This is a genomic window from Bradyrhizobium centrolobii, from assembly GCF_001641635.1.
GTDB lineage: Bacteria > Pseudomonadota > Alphaproteobacteria > Rhizobiales > Xanthobacteraceae > Bradyrhizobium > Bradyrhizobium centrolobii.
The window spans coordinates 155,194-173,912 of record NZ_LUUB01000092.1 but is presented as its reverse complement, the minus strand read 5'-3'; the positions used below and the strand labels follow the sequence as shown (position 1 = coordinate 173,912).

The following is an 18,719-nucleotide window of genomic DNA, read 5'->3' as shown; positions in this document are numbered from 1 at the left end:
GTCTACCTGGTCTCCGATGGCACGAACCAACCCTATAAGTGCAAGATCCGGGCGCCATCGTTCGCACATCTGCAAGCAATGGATTTGCTCAGCCGCGGCCATTTGCTGGCGGACGTCTCGGCGATCATCGGTTCGCTGGACATCGTCTTTGGGGAGATCGATCGATAAGGGGCGCGAAAAGGACCCTGCGCGCAGATCCAAGTCGACGAGCAACGAGTCACCTAGCCGTTGTCAAAGCCAAACCTGGGAAGTCTTCCGGCGCGAGAGATGGGGCATTGGGCTCGATGGCTTGAGCGGTCGTGCCGCAGCCCCGATCGCCGCGCAGGTGTGCTCTACTGAGCGGTAAGCTGGCCCAGCGTTACGGTCAATGCTCTCTGTTCTTTGTTCCGAACCATGGAGAGCTCGATTGAAGAGCTTGGCGCCGCCGCATGGACTTTCTTGGTGAGCTCGTTTGCGCTCTTGATGGGCTCGCCGCCGATCGACGTGATCACATCCCCGCTCTTTAATCCGGCCTTCGCGGCTGGACCGCTGGCTTGAACACCGATGACGATGGCGCCGCGAAGATTGTTTGCGCCGATACTTTCGGCGATGTCGGGGGTCACCGATTGAACTTCCGCTCCCATCCACCCTCGCGTGACCGCGCCCTTGTCCTTCAGTTGCGGGATCACCGCATTCACCGTGTCTGCGGGAATCGCAAAAGCCACACCGACCGAGCCGCCCGAGGGCGAAAGAATCATGCTGTTCACACCGATGACGTTGCCATGCGTGTTGAGGCTCGGCCCGCCCGAATCGCCGCGGTTGATCGGCGCATCTATCTGAATGAAGTCGTCCGAAGACCCCATCCCCAGGTCGCGCGCACGCGCTGAAACGATACCCGCGGTGACAGTATTTCCGAGCCCGAACGAATTGCCTACCGTAAGCACCCAATCGCCGGTGCGTGGTGGTTGATCGGCCAGCTTCAAATAGGCGAAGTCCGTGCGCCCATCGACCTTGAGCAGGGCGAGATCACTCAGCGGGTCCTTGCCGACGATCTTGGCTGGGTAGATTTTGTCCTCATTCGTACGGATCTCGGCCGTATCGCTGCCTGCCACGATATCGTTGTTCGTCACCGCATAACCGTCCGGGGAGATGAAGAAACCCGAGCCGATCGAGATCATGTCCCCGGATTTCGGCGCAACGCCCGGACCGTGCGGTTCGGACCTTGGAACAGCCCTTCTTGGAGTGTCTTGATCGGGCGCCCCATCAGGTCCGGACGATGGGCCGGATTCCTCGTCTGCCGCGGCCGCCTTGGCACTGACCCCAACCACAGCCGGTCCGGCCTTTTCGGCAAGATCGGCGAACCTTCCCAGCCCGCCGCCGTCATGGTCGACGGTTGGATTCACGGCCTGTGCGTGGACGATACTCCCGATCACCAGACACGCCGAAGCCCAGACGGCGCTCATCACCGGCGTCCTAAGGCTGCCGTAAGCAAACTTTCCGTGAACCATTTCCGCTTCCATGCATCCAACGTGATCGGCTGGTACCGGCTCAGGCTTGCTGATTTGCAGGCTGTTCTTGCGGCGCACGCGGGCTGAGCCAAAGCACTGGCGAGCCTTCAACGAACAGCCAGGAAGACCGTTCCTCCACCACCAGTGCAGACCCGATACCGCCATCGCAACAATCGCTGTGCCTCAGTCCTCTTCGTTGGAAGCTGTCGGAACAAGGGCCTTTGGCTTCTTGCTTGGTTCGCCAACGTCGGCCGAGGACGCCTGTTTCAGTCCACGCCGAATTTAACGTGAGAGGACCCGCATCAAACGCGGGCGCCACCGACGTAATTTCTCTTGGAACATCGATCTGGCGCGCGCGTTCGATCCCTAGTTTCCGATTGGCTGATGGGACGGCAGCGTGCGAACCGTTTCGGCGGCAGACATCGAAACCAGGCTATTCCCTGTAAGCGTCCTGATCTGCCGGCAGTCTTGCGTGGCGACCTTTGACGCGAGAATATTCAATGGACCTTGGCTGACTTGAAGGACACGAAGCGTACACAGCTTTTCTATCGTCAATCGGTCTGGACGCGAGTGACTCATTGGGTCTGGGCCGTGACGCTGTTTTTCATGGTGACGAGCGGGCTGCAGATCTTCAACGCGCATCCGATCCTCTATCTCGGGCAGCAGTCAGGCTTCGGCGACAAGCAGTATCTCGGTCCGCAGGCAGGACACGGCAACAAGCAGTTCAACAATACAATCCTCGACATTCACGCGGAAAGGCACGAGGGAGGAATCGTCGGTGTAACGAGCATTTTGGGTCATGACTTCGATACCACTGGATTGTTGGGCATGAGCGGATCGAAAGACCAGCCAATTTACCAGGCCTTCCCCGAGTGGGCGACGATCCCCTCCTACTTCGACCTTGCGACCGGGCGGGTGATCCATTTCTTTTTCGCGTGGATCCTCGTCCCGACATGGTGTGTCTGGCTCTGCGCCAGCGTGATCAACGGCCATCTCTGGCACGACATCGTCCCCAAGCTGAGCGATCTTCGGCTCCTGCCGGGCGACATCATCAGCCATCTGCGCCTGGAATTCCCGCGTAAGCGCTCCTACAACGTCTTGCAGAAGCTCAGCTATGCCGCGATCCTCATCCTCGTTATCCCGGGCATGATCCTCACCGGCCTCACAATGTCGCCCGGTGTCGATTCGGCTTGGCCCTGGCTGCTGGACGTTTTCGGCGGCCGCCAAACTGCCCGTCTGCTGCACTTCTGCGGCATGCTGGTCATCGTCCTGTTCTTCGTCGTTCACATCGTCATGGTGATCGCCGCGGGACCAATCAACGAGATGCGCTCGATGATCACGGGTTGGTATCGCGGCGACGACCCCGAAGCTGCCGGCGGAGGGGCCTGATATGAGCAAGATCGCGCCCGACCGCCGCCGACTTCTTGGTCAGCTCGGCGCTGCCGCGTCGTTGCTGACCCTCGGCGGCTGCGATGCCTTCGATGGCGTGCTCGGAGTTGGCGATCCCGTGCACAACTTTCTGCGAAAGGCGAACGTCCTCACCAGGGAAGCGCAGCGCGCGATTCAAGGGCCGGCGCCGATGGCGCGCGAATACCCGGCCAGCGCCATCCGGGAAGGCCAACGTCCGAACGGCTCGACCGATCCGCAGACTGACGACTATCTCGCCATCCAGAAAGACGATTTTGCCGGCTACCGGCTGCAAGTCACGGGGCTTGTCGACAAGCCGCTGTCGCTCAGCCTCAACGAATTGCGGGCAATGCCGTCGCGCACCCAGATCACGCGGCACGATTGCGTCGAGGGCTGGAGCTGCATCGCCCAATGGACCGGCGTGCAGCTATCCCGCGTCCTCGACCGGGCGGGGATCAAGCCGGCTGCGCGCTACGTGGTCTTCCGCTGCTATGATTCGATGGACGACACGTTGAGCGACCAGACCCTATACTACGAGAGCATAGATCTCATCAGCGCCCGTCATCCGCAGACGATCCTCGCCTACGGGCTTAACGGGCAGGCGCTGCCGATTGCCAACGGGGCGCCGTTGCGCGTGCGCATCGAGCAGCAGCTCGGGTACAAGATGGCCAAGTACATCCGGGCAATCGAAATCGTCGACAGCTTTGCCAAGATCGCCGGCGGCAATGGTGGCTATTGGGAAGACCGAGGTTACGATTGGTATGCGGGCTCGTAAGCTCGTCGCGCTCTTCTCTTCGATGGCACGGTCATCTGCTGCGTGCTCACGCTCCTCAATCAAATGCGCAGCAAAAGACGACTACCCACCGAGGAGCTTTCGCAAGATCAGCTTCAATGATGTCGGCCATCTATCGTCGGGCCGCGGAATCCGGCATTTCCAAATGAAGCAACAAAGAACCGATTTGGCTGAGTAATATCAATTGGCTGGGGCGGGAGGGATCGAACCTCCGAATGGCGGAATCAAAATCAGTTTGATTATTCTATGATCTCAAAGGGGATTTGGAAAAACGGTCAAAGTGGCCTCTAGCAAGCTCAATAGGTTAGCAGCGGTTTCCAAATGAAAAAGAGCGCTCCACCTGGTCCCGGACGAAGTATAGCGTTCAATGTCTCCACCGCCTAAGCTAAACCCAAACGAACTAGCACTTTGATGGCCGGTATTTTCGTTCCCGAACGTTTGGGCCAGGCGAAGTGTACGGTCAGAACAGCAGTCGGTTTTGGGGATGTGGACCGATTCCAGGTGAAAGCGTTCCCCGGTCGCCAAGGCTTCTGCGTGGAATAGCTCCCACGCCGCGAAACGAGTTAGCCGCTGTGGTAACGCGCAGCCATCCCGTCACTCTCGAGCGGACGGCAAAGGCGAGCGGGTACGATCCTGAACCCCGGTATTGCATGTGATTGATTTGCCTTGTGGGCGTACTAGGCTCGAATGGAGGACTCGTGGATTAGGAGGCGTATGACAAGGAAATCAATGCCAGCCCCGACATGGACTACTATGTGCAGAGATAAGGTGATCATTGCATAGCCGCACCTGTTACCGCGCATTTGCTAGCGCGAACTTCAAGCACGTGGATTGACCCGTGCCGTCTTTTTCACCGCAATACAGACAGCCGTCCTGAATATTCGCCAATGCCGATCTTTAGTTGGAGAGTCACTCTTAGTTGGAGAGTCGCTGTCGCTTCCGGTGTCGATGTCGGAGCTGGCGCTATCATCAGAGAAATGCGTTGACACAGGCGGCTGAGACGTAGGTCTACACCCACGCACTGAAGCCTATGCAAATCGACAGCATTCGCTTCTTTGCGCTTGCCCTCGAGCATTCGCGTTGGCTGTCGAACTGCTGCTCATCCACCATCTTGAAGGCGCCGCTCAATTGACCAGCACTGGCATCCCAAGGCGCAAGACATCATTCGCCGACGCACCATCGCGGCCTAGCATTGATTTACATCAAAGGTCTTACTTCAAGAATCCGTTTGTTGATCAGAGGTGATAATGAATATAGGATACAACTGCGATCTCGGGTCACCCTCGATTTCAGGCCTCACCCTCGCTGCCATTCCGCTTTTGCGATCCGAAATTAGTTCAGCTGACGTTCCCCGCCGTAGCACCTTCGTTTGACCAAAGGATAGTTTCTGTTTTGGGGGAGAACAGAAGTGGCGTTGAGTAGAGTTTTCAGTTTTGCTGATCCGTCGGCGTGCCAAACGGTTATTCGATTTGCCGACTTGGCGCTGTATCCCACCGCGAAGGGACGATTTCATGCCGGTATTACCCTGGTCGGCATAAACCGACTTTGGATGCAGCGCTTCCATGTGTCCCTACCACAGGTCAATACTGTCGCGGTCAAGCCCGGCCGCACATCAATTGGATTTCTAACCGAGCGTCATTCGTCACCTTTCCTGCACTGTGGCCTGGAAGTCTTGCCCGGCGACATCATCGTGAACCGGTTCGACGTCGTACATCAACGATCTGACGCTAACCTTCATTATGGCACGATATCTCTTTCGATGGATGATCTGGATGCTGCTGCCGAAACAATAATCGGGCGTGAATTGCCGAAGCCGCCGCATCAACGAATTAGTCGCCCGGATTCCGCGGTGATGCTTCGACTGCTGAAGCTGCACAGGAGCGTCGGGCAACTCGCCCATGACACGCCGGATGTTCTGGATATCCCGGAAGTCGGCCGGGCGCTAGAGAATGAGCTCATTCATGTCATGGTGAGGTGCCTTGCCGAGGGCGCAGCCGTAGAGCCGAGCACAGGCTCCCGTCGTCACGACACCATCGTCGCGCGGTTTGAAGAATTTTTGGAGACACATACTGACCGGCCGCTTTATCTCACCGAAATTTGCGCCGCGATCGGCGTCGCAGAGCGAACACTTCGCGCCTCCTGCGAAGAACATCTCGGCATGGGCCCAATCCGCTATCTCACGTTGCGCCGAATGCATCTCGTGCGACGGGCGCTTGTGCGTTCGGATCCGTCCAAGGCAACAGTCACGCAGATTGTTACAAACCACGGCTTTTGGGAACTCGGGCGCTTCTCGGTGGCCTACCGCAGACTGTTCGGAGAAGCGCCATCCGACACATTGCGGCACCCCGCAGAGCAGCCGGAGGTCTATCTCAATCGCCCGTCATCGCTCGCGGCCACAGACTTGCAAGCGGCTTGATCCACACGCCCAGACGCTTGCCGGACTGCTGAGCGACCAGCCCGGTTCACCACGAACGATCCGGGCCTCACCGCGGTCATCGATAATTTCCAGCGCGATGTCGATCAACTGGGCAAGTCGATAGGCCGACACAGGGGCGGATTGTCTGGATTGCTGCCCTGGTCGTCTCCCCGCAGTCGGGACCGGAGATCGGCGATCTGATCCCATGACGCGCGACCAAGGAACCCTATGATTTCGCGAACGTTAATGAATTAGAACGCGACCCGATACTCGATCGCGGCGGGGATGCCGTAATGGCAAATGCGCGGGCGTCTGTGACAAAAGCGTGACACCACGCGCGAAAAATCCCGAGCGCCGGAAAAAACCTCCGGATAAGCCGGTCCGTTCTATTGCCCTGTCGCAGGGTTCGCCCTCCCCTGCACGGGCAAAGGAGACTCTTTGGAATGCGCGGACGCATTGGTTGTGGGGTGCTCGCTCTTTTCGTTCTGCTTGCAAACACACAGGTCATTCCTGCAGCTTGCATCGATCCCGCACAGCTCGCGCACTCGACCGTCAGCATCATGCGCCATTTCGATGATGCTGAGCGCGATGCGCGTCCGAATCTCATCGGCGTGCGAGGCACCGGTTGGTTCCTCTCTCCAACGACAATCGTCACCGCCGAGCACGTAACGGCAGGGATGAAGCTCTCGATGGAAGAGTGGAAGCCGCTCGAGATCGCGGACGGAGAGGGTAGCCATTTCATCGCCGCGCGGATCCAGCGCCTCGCGGGAGTCCAAGCGGAAAAGCTCGCCGTCATCGAGCTCGAACATGCCGTTTCCGCCGCGCGGAGCGTCGCCATCCGGAGGGAGCCGCTCGTGCCGGACGAGCAGGTCATAGCGCTCGCCTATCCGGCCGGCCGCCTGCATCCCGTGGGAGGACGGTTCGTTCGTTTCGGAGATGACGGGAAGCTCGCCGGCATGGCACTCTTGGAATTCTATGAAGGCGAGAACCGCCTTGTAATCGACCATGGCGCGTCGGGAGCACCAGTGATCGATTGCGACGGCCGGATCGCGGCGGTCATCAGCAACGTGTTCACGCAGAGTATCGTATGGGCGTCCCGTCAAATACGGATCTCGACGGCGTGGGGAATGCCCAACGTCGTCTCCGTGCCGGTCCAGGTGCTGGACGAATTTGCCCGAGCCGACTGAGGCCAGGTGGGTAACTACCTCGTGGCTAACCATCTTGGGCTGACGTAGAAGCCAGTTACGTCCATCGGCCGCACGCGCAAGCTCCGCAACAGGGTTGATCGCGTGAAAAGGCAAAAACGCATGGGCAGTCTATTGCCGACCTCATGGAGCTGAGCCCGCGCTCACACCGGCAGGTCGCTCCTCGATTCCGAACCTGCATAGTCAACCACGCGAAGTCGGCGCTAACCTGCCATGGCTTACTATCGGCGGGCTCGGCGGCCTGATGAGACTGCGTTCTTCAGGCACACCAGCCGTCAACCGACTATGCCGGAGGGATGTCATGCTCTTCAAACTGCTGCGCATGCTCGCCATCACCGCTCCCGTCTTAGGGATGACCAGTCTAGCATCGGCACAGACAACTCCTCCGCGCCATGTCTCGCTGCCGAAGACAATCGGCGTAGCCAAGCCAGAAACAGTTTCCTCACTTTCCGTCGTTCGGAACCTACGGAAAATTCCGCCACCAGTTGATGGCGACAGGTGCGGCTGTGTCCTTTGGCAAGATTTGTTCGATCGCAATAACCCGAATAACTTGCGATCAGATTATCCAGGTCCACCTGCTCAACCCGGCCAGTTCTAATCGAAGCTCCTATACGGACTCCCAAGCGGATTTTGTGCCGCCCCAACCGCTCGTTTCAGTTGGTCTGGTCGCTTGATCTCACCGTCGACCATTCCGCAAAGAATTGCGGATCCTTGCCGTAAATGCATAGGCGCTCCCACTCCGCCGGATATCGTCCTCATAGGCGGGCTGACTCAGATCCGGGAACCGCTCAGCATGCCCGGCGAGCTGCGCCCAGTGTTCGTCAAGGAGGCCAATCGGTCGGTTTTTCCGGTGCGACTGCCGACAGGCAGGCTCTTGGAATGGACGCCTATCGTGACTGTTGCCGCAAAATGGGGATACGGCCGTAAACATTCGGTCGGCAACTGAAAGACCGCCCCCTTACGGCGGTCTTTCAATTGATTGCGGCGCCCGGTCGAGCCCCCTTCCCGCCGGCCACTTGCATAATCGTCGGACTCCGCAATGCACCTTCGAAGTTCCGAAGGCGCATAGTCGAAAAGCGTCAATTGCCTAATGCTGGCTCCCTTGGTGCGACCCAAGAAGCTTCAACCGGTCAGAACTGTTCCGCCGGTCCGATGGGGCATGGGATATGGCAGAAGGCGGTACACGTACATTTAGCGATCCGGATGGTTACGCGGCCGCGTTTGGCGACGTACGCGTCAACCTCACGATAGCGGGCGCCGGAGACTTCAGAGCCCGGCTGACACGGTTGAAACTGAACCATCTGGAAATCTATTGGTGTTACGAGAGCCTCCCTCGTATTGCCTATATTTCGCTGCTCCGCGAACGGACCTTCCTGTCGTTTCCAGTCGCCACTGCATCTCTCGGATGCGGCGGATTGACCTTGCGAAACGGCGACATGGTCCTTCACAGCAGCGGCGAGCGCGTGCATCAACGCTCTAACGGTACGTGCCAGTGGGGGTTACTGTCGTTACCGCCCGAGCAACTTGCCGATGGCGGCAAGGCATTGACCGGACGGCTGATCGCATCACCACCCGCCAACAGGATATTACGTCCTTCGCGCGCGCTAGCGTCAAGATTCCAGAGCCTGTTCAGGCAAGCCTGCCATCTCGCAGAAAGCCGAAAGGAATTGATCGAGCGCCCCGAGATCGCAAGAGCGCTGGAGCAGGAAATGCTTCACGCCATCATCCATTGCCTGGCCGCCAACGAGGCGGACGACCATCCCAGGGGGAGACATCATCACGCCGCTGTCATGGTTCGCTTCGAAGAAGCGCTGAGCAAGCGGATTGATCAGAAGCTCAACATGCCAACGCTTTGTGCGGAGATCGGCGTGGCCGAGCGAACGTTGCGGATGTGTTGCGCCGAGTTTCTTGGCGTAAGCCCCACACGATATCTTTTGTTACAGCGCTTGAACAAGGCTCGCGCCGCGCTGCGGCGCGCCGATCCTTCAAAATCGAGCGTCGCGGAAGTGGCCCGAAATCATCAGTTCCTGGAGCTTGGCCGTTTTTCGGTGACGTATCGCACCACCTTCGGTGAATCGCCTTCGACCACGCTGCAACGTGCTCCGCAGACACAAGCGCCACCTGCCGAAAGCGCATAGTCCATCCTGCGCGCTTCGCACGCGTGGGTCCCGCGCGTTCCTCGCGATCGATCATGCTTGGAACGTCCGGACTTCTCGACTTGCCGAAATTGCATAGCGTCCGCTGGACACCAAAGACTACGCTCGCTGATTGCGCGCCATCCCTTTCGCTTAGCCTTTTGGGGGCGTTCCACGAAGGATCGGGCCATGAGAAAACTCGTCACAATAGCGATCTCAGTTGCGACGTTGAACGTCTTCATCTTGGCATCCGCGGTGGGCCAGCAAACCACCGGAGTTCCGGGTTCACCCGACGCCACGACAACCATCGACGGCCGTTATTTGCCGCCGCCACCGCAGCCGTTTCGCGGCGACATCAACCTCAACGCTGAACAGTCGAAACCGGCGTGGCCTGCGCGCGTGGTGCCTCCGAAGGCCGCGCCAAACATCCTTTTGATCATGACGGATGATGTTGGCTTTGGTGCGCCGTCGACTTTCGGTGGTGTCATTCCAACTCCCAACATGGATCGCATCGCAGCCAACGGCCTGCGATACACCAACTTCCACTCGACTGCGCTGTGTTCGCCGACACGCGCTGCGCTGATCACTGGCCGCAATCACCACTCAGCTGGCTTCGGCGTGATCTCCGAGGCGGCGACCGGCTTCCCGGGCTATAATAGCATTATTCCCAAGGACAGCGCCACGATCGGACGCATCCTTCAAGAGAACGGCTACCGTACTTCATGGTTCGGCAAAAACCACAACACGCCAACCTACCAGGCTAGCCAAGCCGGACCATTCGACCAGTGGCCGATCGGAATGGGCTTTGAATATTTCTATGGTTTTGTCGGCGGCGACACCAGCCAGTGGCAGCCGAACCTGTTCCGCAACACGACAGCGATTTATCCGTATGTCGGCCACCCCGAGTGGAATCTGGTCACCGCGATGGCCGATGACGCCATCCACTGGATGAATCAGCTCAACGACATCAATCCTTCGATGCCGTTCCTCGTGTATTACGTTCCCGGCGCCACCCATGCACCACACCACCCTACGCCGGAGTGGATCAAGAAGGTCAGCGACATGCATCTCTTCGACAAGGGATGGAACGCCGTACGCGATCAGATCTTCGCCAACCAGAAAAGGCTGGGCGTCATTCCAGCCGACGCGAAGCTCACTCCCTGGCCGGATGATCTGTTGAAGAGCTGGGACAAGCTGACCGACGAAGACAAGAAGCTGTTCATCCGGCAGGCAGATGTGTACGGGGCCTACCTGGCCTATGCGGACCATGAAATCGGCCGTGTCATCCAGGCGGTCGAAGATATGGGCAAGCTCGACAACACGCTTATCATCTACATCAGCGGCGATAACGGTGCTTCGGCCGAGGGTACGCCCAACGGCACGGCAAGCGAGATTTGGCCGTTCAACGGCATCGATTTGCCGGTCGCTGAACAGATGAAGTTCTATGATGCTTGGGGCAGCGACCAGACCTACCCCCACTATGCGGTTGGGTGGGCCTGGGCTTTTGATACGCCGTACAAGTGGACGAAGCAGATTCCCTCCTTCTTCGGTGGCACGCGGCAGGGCATGGCGATCTCCTGGCCGGCCCGCATCACCGACAAGGGCGGTATCCGCAACCAGTTCCACCATGTGATTGACATCGTGCCGACGTTGCTGGAAGCGACCGGCATCCCCGCACCCGTCATGGTCGATGGCATCGGGCAAAAGCCGATCGAGGGCGTGAGCCTCGCGTACACGTTTGACAAGGCCAACGCCGATGCACCCTCCCGTCACCGCACCCAATATTTCGAAATGATGGGCGTGCAAGGTCTCTACAACGACGGCTGGATGCTGAGCAGCGTTCCCAAGCGAGCCCCCTGGGAATTGGCTGGCGCGGCGATCCTGGACCCGGCCACGGCATTCAAGTTCGAGCTCTACGACGTCCAGCATGACTGGACGCAATATACTGATGTCGCAGCCGCCAACCCGACCAGGGTGCGGGAAATGACGGACCTGATGTTTGGCGAGTTCGCCAAGTATCAGGTGCTGCCGCTCGATGCCTCTGCGGCAACCCGCTTCGTCACGCCGAAACCGAGCCTGACGGCAGGCCGGCGGGTCTTTACCTATTCGGGTGAGACCGTCACCGGCATTCCGGGCGGCGACGCACCGAACCTGCTTAACACCTCGTACACCATCACCGCGGATATCGAGGTCCCGCAAGCAGGCGCCGAGGGCGTGATTATCACCGACGGCGGACGGTTTGGTGGATTTGGCATGTACCTGCTGAAGAGCAGGCCAGTGTTCACCTGGAATTTGCTTGATCTGAAGCGGACTCGATGGGAAAGCGCCGGTGCGCTTGCGCCCGGTAAGCATACCATTGTGTTCGACTTCAAATACGATGGCATGGGCTTCGCGACCCTTGCCTTCAACAGTACGAGCGGTATCGGACGTGCCGGTACAGGAACGCTGACGGTGGATGGCAAGGTCGTTTCGACCCAAACGATGGATCGAACTGTGCCGCTCACCTTGCCGGTCGACGAGACCTTTGACATCGGGGCGGACACCGGTACGTCGGTGGATGACCGCGACTATCAACTTCCGTTCCCATTCACCGGCAAGATCAACAAATTGACGATCTCAGTGGAGCCGCCGAAGCTGACGCCGGACGACCTGAAGAAGCTGGAGGATGCCTACCGCACCGCGCAGGACGCGAAATAGAACATGAGTACGCCGAAGGGGCACGAGCCCCTTCGGCTGATGCCGCAGGCCGTCGCAGTTTTAGCGATTGGAGCACGTTGCGTCGAGCTGGACGTTACGTAGGGGCTAAGTGCATGATCTCGGTCAAGCTGCCATTTTGGCTTCGCGTTGTTGTGCTTGTCGGTGCAATATGCCTAGTGGCAGGCGCGGGGCTTTTCACCTATCGGTACTTTACTGGTCCGACGACGCTCACGGTCGCCGCTGGATCGCTGGACGGAGAAGCGGTGCAGGCGATGTCGGCCATCGCTAGTCGGTTTGCGGAGACAAATGCACCGGTTCGGCTCAAGGTCATCGATACCGGCAGTGTCGTGGATGCGGCCAAAGCATTTTCGGCGGGTAATGTGGACCTCGCGGTCGTCCGGGGCGATGTCGGCGATTTATCGCGGGCTGGCGCCGTCGCGATTGTGGCGCGCTCCGTAGTGCTGATTGCCGCCCCGTCGGGTTCGTCGATCGACAGCGTGACTGGGCTGAAAGGCCACACCGTGGGTGTGGTAGGCGGCGACGTGAACCAAAAGGTCGTTGCCGCGCTGACGGAAGAGTACAACCTCGATGCTGCCAAGGTCTCTTTCAAGGACATCACGCCTGTGGATGCTGGAAAGGCTTTCAAGAACAAGGATGTCGGTGCGCTGCTGGTCACCATCCCTCTGACTGAAAAATACTTGTCCCTCTTTCGATCTCTCGTGCAGCCAAGTGCGAAGGCCACACCGGTATTGGTCCCGATCGAATCCGCCGGTGCGATCGCCCAGACACATGGGGCGTATGAAAGCTTCGATGTACCAAAAGGCACGCTGCGCGGAGCACCTCCGGTCCCGGAGGATGATCTCACGACGCTGCGGGTATCGTACTATCTGGTCGCACAAAAGAAACTCGACTCCGATCTGATCGCGAGCCTCACTCAATCATTCATGAATGCGCGCCGAGATCTTCTGCGCGAGCTTCCGATCCTCGCGCAGATCACGGCCGCCAACACCGACCAGGACGCCTACCTTCCCGCGCATCCCGGTGCGGCGGCGTTCTATAATGGTAACGTGCAGAGCTTCCTGGACAAATACAGCAACGCGATCTTTCTGACGCCGATGGCGCTCGGCGCTCTCGCCACCATTGCCGCCGCGGCGTGGAAATTCCTGGGTTTAGGCAAGGAAGCCAAAGAGGGCGTTCTGGATTCGCTCTATATGCTTGCCCGCCGGATACGGAGCGCCGACAATGACGCCGCTCTCTCGGAAATTGAGGATCAACTCGATACCATTCTCAAAGCGCAACTCGCGAAAACCGCGGCAGGCGATGAGGACGCGATCGATGCTGGGACACTGAATTTGGCGGCGCATCGGCTGGAAAATCTGATTCATTATCGCCGTGCCGCACTCGCAATGAGGCCGGAACGTGCGCCCGCAGCGTGACATCGGCTTCTCATCCCGATATGGCAGCAAACGTGGTAGCCTAGCTGCGATCGCACTATAGGTGTCTCGCCGGATGCCAACACGACGCTAGACGCTTCTGTAAGCGCCTTAGCATCGGAAACATGAGAAGCGTCAATCGTGAATGATTTGCTCTCGCTTGCACCCTCGCTCGATCAACTGTCCCGGATCATCGGCAGTGTCGCGGCACCGGCGTTTCTGTTGGGCGCGGTCGCCGCGTTTATCTCTGTCCTGATCTCGCGCATCAATCGCATAATCGACCGTTCGCAATTCATTCACAGTATCAACGACGCCGACAGGGAGAGATCATACCTCAAGGCGGATATTCCCCGCCTCAAGCGTCGGGCGGAACTGCTCAACAGGGCAGTGCTTTACGCAACGATATGCGCCATCGTGACATCTTTGCTCATCATCGTCGCATTCGTCAGCGCCATGCTGCACCTCTCGCACGAATACGGAGTAGCGATCTTCTTCATCCTTGCGCTCGCATTTTTCCTGCTGTCGCTCATCGATCTCGCCCGCGAAACGCGAATCGGCCTTCATGATTTCGACCACCACGCATAGGGACGGAGGACGGCGAGTGAACTCGCCGATCTGCTTTGGTTTGGTGGCGGAAGGTGACTGAGGACAGTTCTCAAAAAATGCGCCTCACCGGAGGGATACGATTCGGCCGCACCGACCTGACGCATTCACCACTCCGGCGGCCGGACTGTCGGTCCAACATCGGCGGGCGAAGGAAGACCCGGAGCCGGCGGTTGCGGCTGGCCGGCCGGCGGCAGCAACTCTCCCCAATTGGTCCGCGCTCGCATTTGGTCGCGAGTCGCGGCGGTCACGAAATAGCTGTCCTCCCGTATCTGCCATCCGCCCCCGAGCGCGCGGTAGATGGCGGTTGCACCGAGTGCGACATTGGCCAAGGCTGTCGCCACGTTGCTCTCTGCCTGAAACAGATTCTGCTCGGCAGTCAGCACGGTCGTGAAATCTGTAGCCCCTTGCTCGTACTGTTCCGTCCCAATTCTCAAGGCGCCGCGCGCAGCGTCCGCACTCCTGCGCAGATATCCGACCTGGAGGCGCGACTGCCGGAAGGCGGAAATGCCGTCGTCCACTTGTTGCTGCGCTTTGATGACGGTGTTTTGATAATCGACCAACAGCTGTTGCAGCCTGGCGTCCTGCAGGCGCACGTCGTTGGTGATTTGCCCGTAGTTGAGGACATTCCATTGAAACGACGGGCCGGCGGCATAGGTCATGCCCCTGGAGCTGACGAGTTGGCCCAGGTTATGGCCGTTGGCGGTGCTGGCTGCGCCTCCGAACGTTCCGGTGATGCTGATGGCCGGATAGAGCTGCGCCTCGGCCACGCCGATCTGCGCGTTCTGCGCCAGTGCGGCAAGTTCTGCGGCGCGAACGTCCGGCCGGCGGCGGAGCAGATCCGCCGGGATTCCGGCAGCGATCGTGCTGGGTGGCACAGGTATCCTGCCTCTCGATCGCGCGAGTAGCGCATTCAGCGAGACGGGCGGGATGCCGAGCAGCACACAAAGCGCGTGTTCCCCTTGCTGCAACTGGATAGTCAGCTGTGGAATCGCTGCCTTGGTCTGCTCGAGAACGTTAGTTGCCTGAAAGACGTCGCGTTCGCTGCTGCCGCCCCCGGTGTATTTTGCCCTTGCGATTTTCAGGACTTCTTCCTGTTTGGTGACATTGGAGCGGGCGATCGCGATCAACTGCTCGGCGGTGCGAATGCCGATATAGGTTGCCGCGACGTCACCCAGAAGCGTGACAAGGACATCGTCGTAGCTTGCGATCGAAGCAAGATAGGCACCATCAGCGGATTCAACGCCGCGCCGGAACTTGCCCCAGAAGTCCAGTTCCCAGGCGGCCTGCGCCGCAAGCGCATCGGTCCAGAATTGCGTGGGCTTGGCATTCGGAAGGGCGAGCGGCGTGGCGGCGCTGGGCTGGGTGTAGATCAGCGAGCCTGTGCCCTGCTGCACCTGCGGGTAGAACGAGCCGATGGCGATGCCCAGCACGGCCCGCGCCTGGAGCACGCGAGTCCCCGCGCTCAACAAGGTCAGGTTCTGATTGTAGGCAATCTGGACGAGCTCGTTGAGTGTCGGATCGTGGAAGCCTTTCCACCAATCGCGATAGTCTCGGTGAGCCGACTTGATCGAGCCGCTCTTCGCGCCGAGAAACTTGTCGGTGATCGGGGCCGTAGGCGAAATGAAGTCCGGGCCGACCGCGCAGCCAGCCAGCGGCAAAACCAGCGCCACCGACAGGGCGCGGCGCGCAGCTCTGCGCCGGACGAGCCCGAGAATCACCATCGACGCAACCTCCCCCGAGTTGCTCGCATGCCCCCTCGCAACCCTACCAATTTTGACGATCACCGGCGCCGAGCCGTCGATAGCGTTGATTACAAAATCGCCCGCTGCTGCAAAAATGTCACATGCAAATTCGGCAAAGCCATCCGGGCCGCCAAACGGGCTCCGTCTAGCTCTTGGCCACGGTCGGTACGACGTACAGCAGCCACTTCTTCATCCGAATAGCGACCTTGGAGATGATGTGGGTCGGCTTGCCCACGTGGGTGTAGATGGCCGCACTTCCCCCCGAACCGATCGACAGTTTTCGCACGACGGACGGATCGTCGAAAAGAATCTTGACCGCATAGGCGCCGGTCGATCCAACCCTGGCCGCTGTGGGGATGTCTCCGCTGGTGGTGAATTGGCCGCCGCCAGAGGCGGGTATGACGGCGTCCACCTTTCCGGTGAATAGTCGGCCTGGATATGGATCGAGCACCAGCTCCACGTCGTCACCCGGTTTTACATTCATGAGCCAGTTCTGAGGATACACCGCCCCAACGGCGATGCTTGACGTGTCGACGAAGGTGCCGGCTGCTGCGAGCGGCATGGGCACCAGCATCGTTCCTACCTGGACCTGCCAATTCACGACGTAGCCGTCGCCTGGCGCGGTCATCCGGCACTGCGCGAGGTTGAACCGCGCGTCTCCGAGTTGAGCCTCGACAGCGGGCACGCCGCTCTGCGCCACGACCACGGCAAAGGCCGCCTGACGCGCGGCGGCTTCCGCCTGCTGCAGGGTGGACTGCGCAGCCGCCAACGCGGCCACCGCCTGTTGCTCGGCAGCCTGCGCCTGCGTGACGGCGGCTGCGGCCTGCTGAACGGCGGCATCCGCCTCCTGGCGTTGCTGCTTGGCCTCGGCCACCTTGAGCTGGCTGATCGCCGCGACATCCGCTCGTTGAATGTTCAACGCGATCTGCTCCTGCGTTTTGGCCAGGTCATCGGCCGCCTTTGCCTTGTTGAGATTGGCTTGCGCATTGACCACGGCCGCCTTTGCTTCATCAAGCGCAGCTTGGGCCTGGGCCATCCCGTCCTTCGCCTTCGTCACATTCGCATCCGCCGCTTGCGCACCGGCCTGCGCCTGCTCGACATTCGCCTTCGACGCCTTGAGCTGAGCTTCGAGCTGATCCACCGTAAACTGATACGGGGCGGGGTCGATCTCCAGCAGGAGATCGCCTTTCTTCATCGGCTGGTTTGCCTCGGCATGCACCGCCTTGACCTGTCCCTTCACATAGGGGACGAGCTGAACCACGTACTGGGTCGTGACCAGCTGGCCCGTTAGCGGCGCTGACTGCGTCCACACCACGACCACGCCGCCAATCATGAGAATGCCGGCGAGGATCATGCATGCGATGAGATAAGGCCGCGGTTTCAGGTGCAATACCTTGAAGAGCACAAGCACGACGGCGGAATAGACAATGATCAGAAATGCAATCATGGCCGCATTTCCTCGTGGCGTGACGGCTTGCGCAATGGGGCTGGCTGATTGGCGGCGGCCTCGGATTCAGTCACGCCGCGCCCTCGCTGATCATTCTCGATTCTCGAAGCGTCCGATCCAGGTCGACTGATGAAGGCCCAGATCAATGCCAGCGGCCAGAGCAAACCGCCCGTCGCGATGCCGATCCAGCCGGCGACATTGACGGCAGAAGCCTGCGGATGCCCCCATTTTCGGGCGAGTCGACCCGGCAATTGCCCCAAACTGACAATCGCGATCACCGCCACCGCGATAAGAACGGCGAACACCACGAATGCGAATGCGTCCAACACGCCAAATGAGGCATCCATTGTTCATCCACTTTCTGCCGCGATACGACCATCAGCGGACGAATGGCGCTTAAGTCGTCCTTCGGCGTGAGCAGCGCGCTAGCTCCTTTGCTTGCGGTGTGTCGGCGCGCGGAAGGCGCCCTGCTGCAAGCGAACTCAACGTCTCATTCTCGATTCCGAAGTTCACCGGAAGCAGGGAACGGTAGCTATGCAAGTTCGGCAAATCCGTTCCCGACGGCCCCTCCGATGACCAGACGGTGCCTGGCAAGGCATCGGATCAACATGGCACCCGTTGCGCGGCGGGCGCTGTGACTCGTAAAGCTGTTGCCGGTTGCGCTGACGCGCGTCAACCGACCACGTCGCCGCCGATGTGAAAATCCTAACTGCGCCAAAGGCGGTCGAGGACCACGGCCCTGACTAGGTTCGCGAGACGGGACCGACGGCCAACCTGCGATTTGTTGCTCACAATGGTGTGTTCAACATCGGGGCTCTCCACGAATATCTTTCGAGCTTTCATGAACCGCCAACTGAGCGGATTTCGCTTCTGAAAAATCGCCTCAACGTCGTGTTGCAAGTATCCGGACAGGACGATGGGCGGCGGAGCGAACACCTCCGGCAATACCGAGGACAAATTGCCATCGGTCAGAACCTTCCAGCGCGAGTGGCCGCCCATGACCGGTGACCGCAAGCTGAACACCACGCGTCCGATCCTGGTTTCGCGAATGGCATAGGAACACATCGCACAAGGCTCGATCGTCGAATAGAGCGCGCAATCATCAAGGCTTGTCGCACGGAGCTTCTTTTGGGCTGAAGCAATTGCAACCATTTCCGCGTGCCGCGTAACGTCCCCTTCAACTCTGACCATATTAAGGGACTCGCAAATGAATTCACCCCGCCGAGCGATGACGGCCGCAAATGGGTACTCCCCGTTCTTGCCGGCGGATCGGGCGAGAGCAACGCAGCGACGCATCATGATCGCATCTGATTCTGAATCAGACATTCTCATGGCGCCAACAAAGCTTCTG

The 18,719-nt window shown here is 59.5% G+C and carries 15 protein-coding genes; 10 read left to right on the top strand and 5 right to left on the bottom strand.

Annotated features, from left to right (window positions below; all coding sequences use genetic code 11):
• Positions 1-168 (top strand): NADH-quinone oxidoreductase subunit D-related protein (locus AYJ54_RS48155; RefSeq protein WP_488226327.1); only part of this gene is annotated, 168 nt, incomplete at its 5' end.
• Positions 169-332: 164 nt separating this feature from the next.
• Here AYJ54_RS48155 and AYJ54_RS48150 read toward each other — a convergent pair.
• Positions 333-1,565, bottom strand: a complete 1,233-nt coding sequence (locus AYJ54_RS48150) for a S1C family serine protease (protein WP_161491927.1) — start codon at positions 1,563-1,565, stop codon at positions 333-335.
• Between the two features lie 513 nt (positions 1,566-2,078).
• Between AYJ54_RS48150 and AYJ54_RS34180 the strand changes: the two genes are divergently transcribed.
• The 9 genes from AYJ54_RS34180 to AYJ54_RS34140 all read left to right on the top strand — a co-directional run bounded on the left by AYJ54_RS34180 (position 2,079) and on the right by AYJ54_RS34140 (position 14,158).
• Positions 2,079-2,876 (top strand): cytochrome b/b6 domain-containing protein, encoded by a 798-nt coding sequence (locus tag AYJ54_RS34180; protein WP_245329198.1) that lies wholly within the window; start codon positions 2,079-2,081, stop codon positions 2,874-2,876.
• Between the two features lies 1 nt (position 2,877).
• A complete protein-coding gene (locus AYJ54_RS34175) occupies positions 2,878-3,669 on the top strand; it encodes a molybdopterin-binding protein (RefSeq protein ID WP_063706099.1) in 792 nt (263 codons plus the stop codon).
• 1,426 nt (positions 3,670-5,095) lie between these two features.
• Positions 5,096-6,103: an AraC family transcriptional regulator gene (locus AYJ54_RS34165; RefSeq protein WP_136624109.1), complete on the top strand. Its 1,008-nt coding sequence runs from the start codon at positions 5,096-5,098 to the stop codon at positions 6,101-6,103.
• Positions 6,104-6,546: 443 nt separating this feature from the next.
• Positions 6,547-7,290 carry a S1 family peptidase gene (locus AYJ54_RS34160; protein WP_082905982.1) on the top strand — a complete coding sequence of 248 codons (744 nt, stop codon included), beginning with the start codon at positions 6,547-6,549 and terminating at the stop codon, positions 7,288-7,290.
• Positions 7,291-7,609: 319 nt separating this feature from the next.
• Positions 7,610-7,906, top strand: a complete 297-nt coding sequence (locus AYJ54_RS50020; RefSeq protein ID WP_136624108.1) for a hypothetical protein — start codon at positions 7,610-7,612, stop codon at positions 7,904-7,906.
• A gap of 568 nt (positions 7,907-8,474) precedes the next feature.
• Complete coding sequence (locus tag AYJ54_RS34155) at positions 8,475-9,446, top strand: AraC family transcriptional regulator (protein ID WP_063706091.1); 972 nt, start codon at positions 8,475-8,477, stop codon at positions 9,444-9,446.
• Positions 9,447-9,632: 186 nt separating this feature from the next.
• Complete coding sequence (locus AYJ54_RS34150) at positions 9,633-12,140, top strand: arylsulfatase (protein ID WP_063706090.1); 2,508 nt, start codon at positions 9,633-9,635, stop codon at positions 12,138-12,140.
• A gap of 113 nt (positions 12,141-12,253) precedes the next feature.
• The gene (locus AYJ54_RS34145) at positions 12,254-13,576 is read left to right on the top strand and encodes a TAXI family TRAP transporter solute-binding subunit (protein ID WP_063706088.1); all 1,323 of its coding nucleotides are present in this window, start codon (positions 12,254-12,256) and stop codon (positions 13,574-13,576) included.
• A 138-nt stretch (positions 13,577-13,714) separates the two neighbouring features.
• Positions 13,715-14,158 (top strand): DUF2721 domain-containing protein, encoded by a 444-nt coding sequence (locus AYJ54_RS34140; RefSeq protein WP_245329197.1) that lies wholly within the window; start codon positions 13,715-13,717, stop codon positions 14,156-14,158.
• Between the two features lie 125 nt (positions 14,159-14,283).
• Here AYJ54_RS34140 and AYJ54_RS34135 read toward each other — a convergent pair whose 3' ends face one another.
• The 4 genes from AYJ54_RS34135 to AYJ54_RS34120 form a co-directional block, all read right to left on the bottom strand.
• Positions 14,284-15,900: an efflux transporter outer membrane subunit gene (locus AYJ54_RS34135; RefSeq protein WP_063706084.1), complete on the bottom strand. Its 1,617-nt coding sequence runs from the start codon at positions 15,898-15,900 to the stop codon at positions 14,284-14,286.
• Positions 15,901-16,066: 166 nt separating this feature from the next.
• Complete coding sequence (locus tag AYJ54_RS34130; RefSeq protein WP_063706082.1) at positions 16,067-17,368, bottom strand: HlyD family secretion protein; 1,302 nt, start codon at positions 17,366-17,368, stop codon at positions 16,067-16,069.
• Entirely contained in the window at positions 17,365-17,715 is a 351-nt protein-coding gene (locus AYJ54_RS34125; protein WP_063706080.1) for a DUF3302 domain-containing protein, read from the bottom strand. Before AYJ54_RS34125 ends, AYJ54_RS34130 begins: the two co-directional genes overlap by 4 nt.
• 358 nt (positions 17,716-18,073) lie before the next feature.
• Positions 18,074-18,694 (bottom strand): nucleoside deaminase, encoded by a 621-nt coding sequence (locus AYJ54_RS34120; RefSeq protein ID WP_245329196.1) that lies wholly within the window; start codon positions 18,692-18,694, stop codon positions 18,074-18,076.
• Positions 18,695-18,719 lie beyond the last annotated feature (25 nt).